This is a genomic window from Mycobacterium sp. NTMscope_MAC_269, from assembly GCF_976985695.1.
This window is the reverse complement of the sequence record NZ_OZ335668.1, coordinates 2,377,076-2,389,506: the sequence shown is the minus strand read 5'-3', so window position 1 is coordinate 2,389,506 and position 12,431 is coordinate 2,377,076. Positions and strand designations below refer to the sequence as shown.

Genomic DNA, 12,431 nt, shown 5'->3' with positions numbered 1-12,431 from the left:
CCGGGAATCGACGCGGCCGCCGCGAGTTAGGCTGCCCGGCATGAAGAAATTCAGCGGCTCGCCTTTGATGGCCTCCCTCGTGATGGGCCTTCCCGTCGTCGCCATGACTGCCTGCAGCTCACCGCAGCATGAGAGCAGCCAGCCGGGCACCACCCCTCCCGTGAAGACCGCCGCACCGGCGTCCTCGGCGGAGGCGACGACCCCGGCGCCCGGTGCCGGCTCGCTCACCGCGGAATTGAAGACGCCCGATGGTCGGACGGCGGCCACCGCGACCTTCGACTTCACCGGCAACTATGTGACCGTCACCGTCAAGACGGTGGCGACCGGCATCCTGACTCCCGGCCTGCACGGCATGCACGTGCACGAGATCGGCAAGTGCGAGCCGAACTCGGTGGCCCCCACGGGCGGTGCGCCCGGCAACTTCTTGTCCGCCGGCGGTCACTACCAGGCTCCCGGACACACCGGTAAGCCCGAGAGTGGCGACCTGGCGACCCTCGAGGTGCGCCGGGACGGCGCGGCCTACCTGGTCACCACCACCGACTCGTTCACGCGGGACGACCTGCTGGCCGGTAACAAGACCGCGCTGATGCTGCACGGGGCCCAGGACACCGAGAACGCGATGGATCGCGTCGCCTGCGGTGTCATCGGAACCGGCTAGCCGTCCGCGTCGCGCCTTAGACTGACCCGATGGCAAGCCCGGCAGGTTCACGCGCGGAGGGCGACGGGCGTGCCCGGGGTCGCGGGCGGATCCCCGACCGCGACATCGCTGCCATCCGCGAACGGGTGCGCATCGACGAAGTGGTCGGCGACTACGTGCAGTTGCGCCGCGCCGGCGCGGATTCGCTCAAGGGGCTGTGTCCGTTTCACGACGAGAAGTCGCCGTCGTTTCACGTCCGCCCCAACCACGGCCACTTTCATTGCTTCGGTTGCGGTGAGGGCGGCGACGTGTACGCGTTCATCCAGAAGATCGAGCACGTCAGCTTCGTGGAGGCGGTAGAGCTGCTCGCCGACCGGATCGGTCACACCATCACCTACTCCGGGCCGGCGACCAGCGTGCAGCGCGACCGCGGCAGTCGCAGCCGGCTCGTCGCGGCCAACGCGGCCGCGGCGGAGTTCTACGCTGCGGCGCTGGAATCCGACGAGGCGGCACCGGCACGCCAGTATCTGACCGAGCGGAACTTCGACGGCGGCGCGGCCCGGCATTTCGGTTGCGGCTTCGCGCCGTCCGGCTGGGACTCACTGACAAAGCACTTGGTGCGCAAGGGTTTCGAGTTCAAGGAGCTGGAGGCGGCCGGCCTGTCGCGGCAGGGGCGCCGCGGGCCGATGGACCGTTTCCATCGGCGCCTGCTGTGGCCCATCCGGTCCTCGGCCGGCGAGGTGATCGGTTTCGGCGCCCGGCGGTTGTTCGACGACGACCCGATGGAAGCCAAGTACATCAACACCCCCGAGACACTGCTGTACAAGAAGTCGAACGTCATGTTCGGCATCGACCTGGCCAAACGCGACATCGCCAAGGGGCACCAGGCCGTCGTCGTCGAGGGCTACACCGACGTGATGGCGATGCATCTGGCCGGGGTCACCACCGCCGTGGCGTCGTGCGGCACCGCGTTCGGCGACGAGCATCTGGCGATGCTGCGCCGACTGATGATGGACGACAGCTTCTTTCGCGGCGAGCTGATCTATGTTTTCGACGGCGACGCGGCCGGGCGGGCCGCCGCCCTCAAGGCGTTCGGCGGCGAGCAGAACCTGGCGGGGCAGTCGTTTGTGGCCGTCGCGCCGGACGGCATGGACCCCTGCGACTTGCGGCTGAAGTCCGGCGACGGGGCCTTGCGCGACCTGGTGGCCCGGCGAACGCCGTTGTTCGAGTTCGCGATCCGCTCGGCGCTCGCCGAGGTGGACCTGGACAGTGCCGAGGGCCGGGTGACCGCGCTTCGCCGGTGCGTGCCGATGGTGGGCCAGATCAAGGACCCGACGCTGCGCGACGAGTACGCCCGCCAGCTCGCCGGGTGGGTCGGCTGGGACGACGTCGCGCAGGTCATCGGGCGAGTTCGCGATGAGGCCAAGAAGCCCCGGGTTTCGGCGGACCTCCGCGGGCGCGCTCGGGCTTCTGCCCCCGAGCCTTCCGCCGCGGCCCAGCCCGCGGCCAGCCGCCCCGACCCGCGCGACCCCACCCTGTGGCCGCAACGGGAGGCGCTCAAGGCGGCGTTGCAGTACCCGGCGCTGGCGGGGCCGGTCTTCGACACGCTGACCGTCGAGAGCTTCACCCATCCCGGGTACGCGGCCATCCGCGCGGCCATCGAGACCGCCGGCGGCACGTCGGGCGGGGTCACCGGGGCGCAGTGGCTCGAGGCGGTGCGCGATCGCGCGTCGTCGCCGTTGACGGCGGCGCTGATCAGTGAGCTCGGTGTCGAGGCCATCCAGGTCGACGAGGAGAAAATGCCGCGCTACATCGCCGGCGTGCTGGCCCGGCTGCAAGAGGTGTGGATGGGCCGCCAGATCGCCGAGGTGAAGTCGAAGTTGCAGCGCATGTCGCCGATCGAACAGGGCGACGAGTATCACGCGTTGTTCGGCGACCTGGTGGCGATGGAGGCCTACCGGCGCAGCCTGCTGGAGCAGGCTAGCGGCGACGAGTAGAGGGCGTCAGCGCGTCGTCGTCGACCGGCTCGGCGTCGCGCTCCATGATGGCGGTTTGGTCGTCGATCTCCGCCAGCGTCACAAAGCCGGTGTCGGGGGAGATCCGATTCGCGACCTTGCGCCGGCCTCCCTCGATCATCGACTTGGCCACGGGGCTGCTGGTCAGCGCGCGATAGGTGCCGACGATCTGCTCGTATCGCCGGCGACCGGCTTTCGAGCCCAGCACGTAACCCAGTCCCAGCACCACGACATACCGGATCAAAGCGTTCCTCCCGACTATCGATGGCTCCATCCTGCCTCACCGGTCGGGGTGTGCGCGCGGTCGATCCCCGGCGCGCTGCGGGTGGCCGCGCCAGTTGGGCGTGGTCGTGCCAGTACGCTAGAGTCGTCCCGCGATCGGGTTAGTCCCCTGTAGCTCAATTGGCAGAGCATTCGGCTGTTAACCGAAGGGTTCCTGGTTCGAGTCCAGGCGGGGGAGCAATACTTTTCGGATTCAGTGGCCGGCGCTCTGCCCGCCGTCGATGTGCAGTGTCTCGCCGGTCACAAACGTCGCGGCCTCCAGGTATCGAACCCCCTCGAGAATGTCGGCGATCGAACCCATCCGGCCTAGCGGATGCATGGCGGCCAGCGCGGTCGTGTCGTCATCGGCGTGCATCGGCGTGGCGATGTTCCCCGGGGAGATGGCGTTGACGCGGATCCCGTCACGGGCGTACTCGATGGCCAGCGACTTGGTCACGGCCGCCAGACCGCCCTTGGTGAGGGCGGTCAATCCGGCGGGAACCGCGGCGTTGGCCTGCTCGAGCAACGAGGTCGTCATGTTGACCACGTGCCCGCCGTCGCCTTGCGCCAGCATCCGGGCGATGGCCCGCTGGGTGATGTGGAAAAAGCCGGTCAGGTTCACCCCGGTCACGAACTGGTAGTCCGCGACCGTGTACTCGGTGAACGGCTTGGGGACGAAGACTCCGGCGTTGTTGATCAGCGTGTCCACCCGGCCGAACCGGTCGAGCGCCGTCGCGACGATGCGGTCGGCGGTCGCGGGATCGGCGACGTCACCGGCGACGGCCGCCATGCCTGCGTCATCGCTCGGGGCGATCGATCGGGAGTTGGCCACCACCGCGTAGCCGAGTTCGCGGTAGGCATCGACCAGGGCGGCGCCCATGCCCTGCGAGGCACCGGTGATGATCGCGACTTTTCGATTGGCCTGGTTGGCGGTCACTGACTGTCTCCTTGCGTGCTCTGCTGGCCGGCGCATCGTTTCGGCGCGCCATCCCTGTGGCGCGCTTCATCTCTTGAATTTACTGTGAGCACAACCTATTAGGAGGGCGCATGGAGTTCCTGGTGACGATGACGACGCACGTTCCCGACGGCACGCCGCCGGAAGCTGTCGACGACGTCCGGGCCCGAGAGGCCGCGCATTCCCGCGAGCTGGCGGCGCGGGGACACCTGCTTCGCCTATGGCGGCCGCCGCTGCAGCCGGGTGAGTGGCGCACCCTGGGCCTGTTCGCCGCCGACAACGAGCAACGGCTCGAGGAGGTGCTCGCGTCGATGCCGCTGCGCGTCTGGCGTACCGATGAGGTGACGCCGCTGAGCCCGCACCCCAATGACCCCGCCGCCACGACGGTGAATTAGCCTGATGCGCAGCGGCTTTCGCGGTCGGCGGCCGTCGTCGTCGTCAGATGGAGAAGTCCTCGCCGTGCCAGACTCCAGCCTCGGGCGGTCGGATGATCCGGCCAGATTGCTGCCCGTCGCTTAGCGCCTCCAACTTGTCGACCCTCGTCAACAACGATTGCAGGCTGACGCCCACGAGGTCGGGCATCATCGAATCGTCTGGACTGTTCCGCCCGTGGCGGCTGATGACCTGTCCGGGGACTCCGATGACGACGGCGCTGGATGGAACCGGTTTGACCACCACGGCATTCGCGCCAATCCGGCTATCGTCACCAATTTTGATCGCGCCGAGGACTTTTGCGCCGGCGCCGATGATTACCCGATCCCCGACGGTGGGGTGACGTTTCCCGGTGTCCGAACCGCTACCACCGAGGGTGACGCCGTGGTACAGCGTGACGTCGTCGCCAACCTCTGCCGTTTCCCCGATCACTACGCCGGTCGCGTGGTCGATGAATAGTCCGTCGCCCAGGACGGCACCCGGGTGGATGTCGACCCCCGTCACGATGCGAGTGAATTCGGCCAACGTCCGCGCCACCACCCGCGCGCCGCGGTTCCACAGCCAGTGGCTGATCCGGTGGCCCCAGATGGCGTGCACGCCGGGATAGGCGAGGATCACCTCCAGTGTGGTGGGGGCCGCCGGATCCCGCTGCTTAGCAGCCTGGATGTCACGCCGTATGGCTGCGAGCATGGCTACTCCGCCAGGTCGGCGTAAAGCGGTGTGCTCAGATACCGCTCGCCGAAATCGGGCAGCACCACGACGACGAGCTTGCCGGCGTTTTCGGGTCGCCGGGCCACCTGCAGGGCCGCCACGACAGCCGCCCCGGAGGAGATCCCGGCCAGCAGCCCCTCTTCTGCGGCAAGCCGCCGGGCCAGGGTGAGGGATTCCTCGTTGCCGACGGTGATGACTTCATCGACCAGATCCTCGTCCAGCACCGGCGGGACGAACCCGGCGCCCAGACCCTGAATCGGGTGTGGTCCCTTCTGGCCACCGGACAGGACGGGTGAGGCGGCCGGTTCGACCGCAATGATTTGCGTCGATGGCTTGCGCTGCTTGATGACCTGGGCGACGCCGGTGATGGTGCCGCCGGTGCCCACTCCGGCCACGAAGATGTCGACCTGACCGTCGGTGTCGCGCCACACTTCTTCGGCAGTGGTTGCACGGTGGATCGCCGGATTGGCCGGGTTCTCGAATTGCTGCGGCACGAAATATCGCTGGTCGGACTTGGCCAGTTCCTCCGCTTTCGCGATCGCGCCAGGCATGCCGTCGGCGCCCGGCGTCAGGACGATCTCGGCGCCGTAGGCCCGCAGCAGCATCCGCCGCTCAACGCTCATCGTTTCGGGCATCGTCAGCACGCAGCGGTAGCCGCGCGCGGCACAAACCATCGCCAGGGCTATGCCGGTGTTCCCGCTCGTCGGTTCGAGGATGATCGTGTCGGGCTTGATCAAACCTGCCTTTTCGGCCGCATCGATCATCGCCACCCCGATACGGTCCTTCACGCTGTTGCCCGGGTTGAAGAATTCCAGCTTGGCGACGACGTCGGCGACAGCCCCGTCAGTGACCCGGCGCAGCCGCACCAGGGGCGTGTTCCCGATTACCTGTGTGACGTCTTCGGCGATGCTCATCTGTTTTCCTCAACGATGTCAGAACAGGGCGTTTCGGCCTGCCAGCGGATGCCACTGTTGGTTGTGGACTCGGATGGGACCCGGCTCGGTGTAGACAAATCGATCATTGCTGGTTGATCTTCCTGAATGGCTTGTGAGCAGCGCCTGACTTGGCTTGGCCCCGCGAACTGGTGATGCTGTCCGCGTCTGGCGCCACACGTCGTTGAGCGTCGGAAGGCGTCAGGAAATCAACGACAACAACAGCCCATGGTGGGGCGGCGCGTAAGGACAAAGCGCGGCTGTGCGGCCTGTTGCATAGCCCCACTATAGGACATTCGTCCTGCGTGGCGATCCGGCTCATCTGCGCGGTGACCTCGCTCCCAGGCGTTAGCCTATTTGAGCTGTTAACCGGGTGAAGCGCGTGGTTAATTCCGGCGGGTGGTGGCGGGGTTGCGCGGCATGGGTGGCGTGCAACCGAAAGCATGCGCGGACGCAGCGTCCGGGAGTGCGCCGGGGCGTCCCTCGTCCAACGCGACGCCCCGCAGCGTGCCGTTCAACCCGTGGAACGGCGTGGCGGCCGGCCGATACAGTTCGCCCGTCGATCAGGTTGGCAGGCCGAGTTTTTCGGCATCGGCACGGTAGCGGTCCACCCACTCGTCGGAGCGATGGTCCGCTTGGCGCTCCAGCACCGGTTGGGGCGCAAGTTGGGGGTCCAGCCCCAGCGCCTCGAGGATGGATCCCACCACGTGAGTCAGGTTGCGCCACAACACCGGATACGGGATCTCCATGGGTTCGATGTTTTCCTCGGCGAACCAATTGCGCCAGCCCGCTTCTTGCGCGCGCAGCATCGTGACCACGTGGGCGATCGCTCCGGCGTGGTAGGTGGCACGCGCGTCGCGGGCCGGGTCGGGCCTGCCCCGCCAGACCCGGGTCTGCACGGCGCGCCAGAAGGAGACCGCCTGCGAAATCACATCGGGCCGGTAGACGTGAATCAGGAGCGGATCCTCGCCGATCACGTCGCGGATCGCCGCCAGCAGGCCATCGCCGCTACGATCCGGCAGGTTCTTGGCGCGGTTGAGCAGCAGCGGTGTTTGGTTCCACATCAACTTGCCGCCCCACACCCCGTTGGGCGTTCTTCCGACCGTGCGGATGTACGCGCGCCAGATCTCCGGCGGCGCGAGGTCGGGAGTCCCGACGTCCAGAGGATCAAGCAGGGAGAGGATGGACTCGTCCTCGACGCCGGCGAACCACTCCCGTGGCTGCGGCGACTGGCTGGTGGACGGCAGGTACTGAAAGAACTCCTGGGGCTCCCCGGCCACGCCGGTGGCGCGCAGCGATTCGACCAGTAGCGTGCTGCCACTGCGCTGCGACGCCAACACGAGATATGACGACGGGGTGTTTGTCACCGCCAGAGTCTACCCAGAATCTTCAAATCCCAGTCTGTCATGCACGTTTAGTGTCAGCACGAATGAATATCTTGCGCTGACATGGATTTGCCTGCAGTGCGGCGTCACGCGACGCACGTGGAGACGCTGCGATCACCGTATGTACAAGGGGCGCCGGGACATTCGAGGATTCACCGGTGTTCGCGTCACCGAGCAAGGACTCCGGCCCGTCGATCAGACAGTGTCCGAGACGATCCGCGATGCTTCCGCGCCGTCGGTCGCGGTCTCGCAGACGCACACGTACGCGCCGCGCCGCCACGGCCCGAACCGGGTGCCCCGCCTGCGCATCAGGTGCTGCGCGTATACCTTCTCGCGCTGATCGCGCGAGAAGGCGAAGTCCAGATTGACGGGCAGGCCCGCCCAATCCACCTGCTCGTCGAGCGGCTCCTCCGTCACGTCGCCGTGCCGCAGGCGGCATTGCAGCGGGCACCCGTTCTTGACGACCCGATCGGGCCCATCACACTCCGGAGTCATACGACGGCCCCTTCAGGCGCGCGACCTTTTGAGTGCATCCTGCGACTCGGATGTTTCATCGGCGGATGCGCAATGTTTCCGCCGTATTACAAGTTCGACGTCCGCGGCGAATCGGTGCTAGTAGACGTCGCGGTGGTAGCGCTTGTCGGCGCTCAACCCTTGGACGTAAGCCTGCGCCGCGTCCGGGTCGAGATTGCCGAATTCGGCCGCGATGTCGCACAGCGCGCGGTCGACGTCCTTGGCCATAGGGTCGGCGGTGCCGCAGACGTAGAGTTGGGCGCCGTCCTGCAACCAGCTCCACAGCTGTGCGCCGCGGTTGCGCATCAGGTGCTGCACGTAGACCTTTTGTTGCTGGTCCCGGGAGAATGCGAGGTCCAACTCGGTGAGGAAGCCGTCGGCACGCATCTGTTCGAGTTCGTCGCGATAGTAGTAGTCGGTGGCGGCGTGCTGTTCGCCGAAGAACAGCCAGTTGGGTCCGGTGTGGCCGAGCGCGCGCCGCTCCTGCAGAAAGCCGCGGAAAGGCGCGATGCCGGTGCCCGGGCCGACCATGATCATTGGCGTGTCCGGGTCGCTCGGCGGCCGGAAATTGCTTGACGCCTGCAGGTAGACGGCGACTCGGTCGCCGGGGGAGCGGTCGGCGAGGTAGGTCGAACACACGCCACGGCGTGGGACGCCCTGGAAGTTGTAGCGCACCGGGGAGACCGTCAGATGAACTTCGCCGGGGCACTCTTTGGGGCTCGACGAGATCGAGTACAGCCGCGGCTGAAGGCGTTTGAGCACCCGCAGCCACTCGTGGGCGGACGCGATCACCGGCAGCTGCGCCAGCAGGTCGATGGATTGGCGGCCCCAGGACCAATCCGACAGTGCGCGCTTGTTTTCCGGCTTCAGCAGCTCCGCGAGGTTCGCATCGCCCGTGCGCTCCTGCACGAATCGCACCAGGTCCCGGCTGATGTGCGCGATCTCGATGCGCTCGGTGAGCGCGGAGCGCAACGACATCAGCCCGTGCTCGCCGACCTCGACCGGGGTCTGTGCGTCCAGCCCGGTGACGGACAGCCATTCGTCGACCAGCTGGTCGCTGTTGCGCGGCCACACCCCCAGCGCGTCGCCGGCCTCGTAGGTCACGGTTTCTTCCGGCAGGCTGAACACCAAGTGCCGCACGTCTTTTGCCGATTTCGGCTGGCTCAACATGGTGTTGCGGACCATGCCGGTGATCAGCGGATGTTTCTTGCCGTACGTGGTTGCCGCGGCCGTGTTCGGGCGCGACGGCGTCACCACCGCCGAAGCGCGGGCAGGCGCCGCGGCCCTGCGATCGGTGCCGACCGACGTGGGGGTGCGGGTGAGGGCGTCGATGATGTCGCCCAGCCACCTGGCCGCGGAGTCGTCGTAGTCGGGTTCGCAGTCGACCCGGTTGGTGAGGCGAGTCGCTCCCAGCTCGGCGAGCCGCGCGTCGAGATTGCGTCCGTGGCCGCAGAAATCGTCGTAATTGGAGTCACCCAGCGCGAGCACGGCGTAGCGGGTGTCGGTGAATCGCGGCGCGGCCTCGGACGTCAGCGCCCGCCATAGGCCGGCACCGTTGTCGGGTGCGTCGCCGTCGCCGGTGGTGCTCGTGATGAGCAATAGCTCCCGCGTCGTCGTCAGCTCGGCCACCGGGAAGTCGTCCATGCTGTGCAGGGCGACCGGCAGTTTGGCGTCGCCCAGTCGCGCCGCGACGTCGGCGGCGAGCTCCTCTGCGGTCCCGGTCTGCGATGCCCACAGCACCACGATGGGGGCACGGTCGGGCGCGGGTGGGGTATCACCCGGCACGGCGGGTGGTTGCTCGACGGTCGGCATCGGAGCCGATCCGGGCGCCACGGGCAGCGCCCACGGCTGGGGGCTCTCGACGCGCGAGAACAATCCCGCCAGTAGACCATCCACCCATAGCCGGGTGCCGGAATCGAACGGCGCGCTCGCCGGCAGAGTGGGCACCCCGGCGGTGCGGCGGCCGGCATCCGAGCGCAGCCCGGTCAGCATCCCGGCAAGGTAGGCGCGGCCGAGCTCGTTGAATTCGGGCTTGGGTAGCGTTGTCACACCGAGCAATTCGCCGAGTACGTCGATCTGGGACACGCTGATTTCTCGTACCTCCGTGGGCGCGGATTCCGGTGTGCCGGTGAGCGCCGTTGTTGGGGTGTCCGAATCAGGTTGGGAGACTGCGATCTTCGTCAGGGTGACGGCGCACGCCTTGAATTCGGGCTGGTTCGAGATCGGGTCGACGGCGTCATTGGTGACCGCGTTGATCGACAGGTATTCGCCGAAGGCGTCATTCCAGTGAAATGGCGCGAAGCAGTTGCCGGGGCGCACGCGGTCGCTGACGACCGCGGGTAGCACGGCGCGGCCGCGGCGAGAAGCGATTTCGATCGGGTCGTCGTCGGCAATGTGAAGGCGGGCGGCGTCGTCGGGGTGGATCTCGACGAACGGTCCGGGATTGAGCTTGTTGAGTTTGGCGACCTTGGCGGTCTTGGTCATCGTGTGCCATTGGTGCGGTAGGCGCCCGGTGTTCAGCAGGAACGGGTAGTCGTCGTCCGGCATTTCCTCGGGCAGCAGGTGCGGGCGGACGAAGAACGCGGCGCGGCCGCTCGGTGTCGGAAAGGCCAGCCGCGGCACGCTGCCGTCGTCGCGAACCAACTGTGTCTGGCTGACACCGTCATTGAGATAGCGGATCGGATTGCGGTCGTCGTCGCTGCCCGGCGCGCACGGCCACTGCACCGGGGTCCGACGCAGCCGCTCGTAGCTGACCCCGCGTAGGTCGTAACCGCTCTTCGGGTTCGAGAACTGCTTGATCTCCTCGAAGACCTCTTCGGCGCAGGTGTAGCTGAACGCCTCCGAAAAGCCCATCTCGCAGGCGATCCGGGCGATGATCTGCCAGTCCGGCATCGCGTCGCCGGGGGCGGGGACCGCCGGCTGGAACAGCGTCATGTTGCGCTCGGAGTTGACCATCACCCCCTCGGACTCCGCCCACAGCGCCGCCGGCAGCAGTACGTCGGCGTATTCGTTGGTCTCCGTCTCGAGGAACGCGTCCTGGACCATCACCAGTTCGGCGCGCTCCAATCCGGCCAGCACCGTCTTGCGATTGGCGACGGAGGCAACGGGGTTGGTGCAGACGATCCAGCATGCCTTGATCTGTCCGTCGGCCATCCGGGAGAACATGTCGATGGTGCCGGTGCCGACCTCGGTGCGCAGCGTTCCGTGCGGGATACCCCACAGGTCTTCGACGAACTCGCGGTCGTCGGCCGAGGCTACCGACCGCTGGCCGGGCAGACCCGGTCCCATGTAACCCATTTCGCGGCCACCCATCGCGTTGGGCTGCCCGGTGAGAGAGAAGGGTCCGCTGCCGGGCTTGCAGATGGCCCCGGTGGCCAGATGTAGGTTGCAGATGGCGTTGGTATTCCAGGTGCCGTGTGTGCTCTGGTTGAGGCCCATCGTCCAGCAGCTCACGAAATTATCGGCCTCGCCGATCATCTGGGCCGCGGCGCGAATGTCGTCCTCGGGGAGGCCGGTCATTTCGCTGACCCTGTCGGGGGTGTACTGCTCCAGGAAGCTGGGCATCACCTCCCAGCCCTCGGTGAACTCGGCGATGAAATGCGGATCCGTTTGCCCGCTTTCGACGATCAGGTGCAAAAGGCCGTTCAGCAGCGCGAGATCCGAACCCGGGGCGATCTGCAGGAAGAGGTCGGCCTTCTCGGCGGTCGCCGTGCGGCGGGGGTCCACGACGATCAGTTTTGCGCCGGCCTTGACGCGGTCCATCATGCGCAGGAACAGGATCGGGTGGCAGTCGGCCATGTTGGCCCCGATGACGAAGAAGACGTCGGCGTGTTCGAAGTCCTGATATGAACCCGGCGGGCCGTCAGCACCCAGCGAGAGCTTGTAGCCAGAACCCGCACTGGCCATGCACAGTCGCGAGTTCGACTCGATCTGGTTGGTGCCGATGAAGCCTTTGGTCAGCTTGTTCGCCAGGTATTGCGCCTCGATGGACATCTGACCGGACACGTACATCGCGAACGCGTCCGCGCCGTGTTCGTCGATGATCGCCCGTAACCTTCTCGCGCACTGGGTGATTGCTTGATCAGTCTCGATAGGTTCCATCGGTTCACCGCGGTCGACTCGCGCGTACGCCGAGTCCATGCGGCCGGGTGCGCCGAGCATGTCCGCGGTGGTGGCGCCCTTCGTGCACAGCCGGCCGAAGTTCGCCGGATGTTCTTTATTGCCAACCGACTTGGTGACGTGAGCGCGACCCGTTTCCGGATCCGTTGTGATCTGCAACACCATGCCGCAGCCGACGCCGCAATACGCGCACATGGTGTTCACGGCGTTCTCCTCCGCCATGGACTCCGTGGCCACGCTCACGTCCCTCCGTCGATTGCGTACGGGTTAGCTCCGTATCGAGTGAGTTCATTGTGGAGCAGGCATGTTTCGGCACCGCTCCCCGAAATTTCCCCCCGTTTACTTTCTTCTCTCAACGGCCGACACGCCGGTGTGAAATTGCGGGGGTAATTCGCGGCGGGGGATCTTATTCCCGCAGGTCACCATTGACCATCCGCCCGGATCGAGGTTACGTCGTGCGCCCCGCACGAC

The 12,431-nt window shown here is 66.9% G+C and carries 9 protein-coding genes, 1 tRNA gene and 1 pseudogene; 4 read left to right on the top strand and 7 right to left on the bottom strand.

The annotated features are described in order from the left end of the window. Positions 1-40: 40 nt before the first annotated feature. Entirely contained in the window at positions 41-658 is a 618-nt protein-coding gene (sodC, locus tag ACZ50Z_RS11200) for a superoxide dismutase[Cu-Zn] (RefSeq protein WP_464483609.1), read from the top strand. 29 nt (positions 659-687) lie between these two features. Beyond that, positions 688-2,634, top strand: coding sequence for a DNA primase (dnaG, locus tag ACZ50Z_RS11195; RefSeq protein WP_464483608.1), 1,947 nt, complete (start codon positions 688-690; stop codon positions 2,632-2,634). Here the strand turns inward: dnaG and ACZ50Z_RS11190 are convergent. Next, complete coding sequence (locus ACZ50Z_RS11190) at positions 2,618-2,896, bottom strand: hypothetical protein (protein ID WP_464483607.1); 279 nt, start codon at positions 2,894-2,896, stop codon at positions 2,618-2,620. The genes dnaG and ACZ50Z_RS11190 overlap by 17 nt on opposite strands. A gap of 143 nt (positions 2,897-3,039) precedes the next feature. Between ACZ50Z_RS11190 and ACZ50Z_RS11185 the strand changes: the two genes are divergently transcribed. Beyond that, positions 3,040-3,112 (top strand) — tRNA-Asn (locus ACZ50Z_RS11185). 15 nt (positions 3,113-3,127) lie between these two features. Here ACZ50Z_RS11185 and ACZ50Z_RS11180 read toward each other — a convergent pair. Then, positions 3,128-3,850, bottom strand: a complete 723-nt coding sequence (locus ACZ50Z_RS11180) for an SDR family NAD(P)-dependent oxidoreductase (RefSeq protein ID WP_464483606.1) — start codon at positions 3,848-3,850, stop codon at positions 3,128-3,130. A 110-nt stretch (positions 3,851-3,960) separates the two neighbouring features. Here ACZ50Z_RS11180 and ACZ50Z_RS11175 point away from each other — a divergent pair. After that, positions 3,961-4,242 (top strand): annotated as a pseudogene (locus tag ACZ50Z_RS11175) (muconolactone Delta-isomerase family protein); the annotation flags it as partial. 64 nt (positions 4,243-4,306) lie between these two features. On the opposite strand, the gene cysE reads toward ACZ50Z_RS11175, so the two are convergent. The 5 genes from cysE to ACZ50Z_RS11150 form a co-directional block, all read right to left on the bottom strand. Next, complete coding sequence (gene cysE / locus ACZ50Z_RS11170; RefSeq protein ID WP_464483605.1) at positions 4,307-4,990, bottom strand: serine O-acetyltransferase; 684 nt, start codon at positions 4,988-4,990, stop codon at positions 4,307-4,309. Between the two features lie 2 nt (positions 4,991-4,992). Next, positions 4,993-5,925: a cysteine synthase A gene (gene cysK / locus ACZ50Z_RS11165; protein WP_464483604.1), complete on the bottom strand. Its 933-nt coding sequence runs from the start codon at positions 5,923-5,925 to the stop codon at positions 4,993-4,995. Between the two features lie 581 nt (positions 5,926-6,506). Then, the gene (gene stf0 / locus ACZ50Z_RS11160) at positions 6,507-7,310 is read right to left on the bottom strand and encodes a trehalose 2-sulfotransferase (RefSeq protein ID WP_464483603.1); all 804 of its coding nucleotides are present in this window, start codon (positions 7,308-7,310) and stop codon (positions 6,507-6,509) included. A 213-nt stretch (positions 7,311-7,523) separates the two neighbouring features. Further along, on the bottom strand, positions 7,524-7,823 hold the full coding sequence (locus ACZ50Z_RS11155) for a hypothetical protein (protein WP_464483602.1): 300 nt from the start codon (positions 7,821-7,823) through the stop codon (positions 7,524-7,526). Positions 7,824-7,940: 117 nt separating this feature from the next. Continuing rightward, on the bottom strand, positions 7,941-12,182 hold the full coding sequence (locus ACZ50Z_RS11150) for a molybdopterin-dependent oxidoreductase (RefSeq protein WP_464486187.1): 4,242 nt from the start codon (positions 12,180-12,182) through the stop codon (positions 7,941-7,943). Between the last annotated feature and the right edge of the window lie 249 nt (positions 12,183-12,431).

Bases quoted from the DNA above. Each gene is read 5' to 3' on its own strand.
- ACZ50Z_RS11155 (WP_464483602.1), bottom strand. From the start codon at position 7,823: ATGACTCCGGAGTGTGATGGGCCCGATCGGGTCGTCAAGAACGGGTGC.
- ACZ50Z_RS11150 (WP_464486187.1), bottom strand. From the start codon at position 12,182: ATGGCGGAGGAGAACGCCGTGAACACCATGTGCGCGTATTGCGGCGTC.
- cysK (WP_464483604.1), bottom strand. From the start codon at position 5,925: ATGAGCATCGCCGAAGACGTCACACAGGTAATCGGGAACACGCCCCTG.
- dnaG (WP_464483608.1), top strand. From the start codon at position 688: ATGGCAAGCCCGGCAGGTTCACGCGCGGAGGGCGACGGGCGTGCCCGG.
- sodC (WP_464483609.1), top strand. From the start codon at position 41: ATGAAGAAATTCAGCGGCTCGCCTTTGATGGCCTCCCTCGTGATGGGC.
- cysE (WP_464483605.1), bottom strand. From the start codon at position 4,990: ATGCTCGCAGCCATACGGCGTGACATCCAGGCTGCTAAGCAGCGGGAT.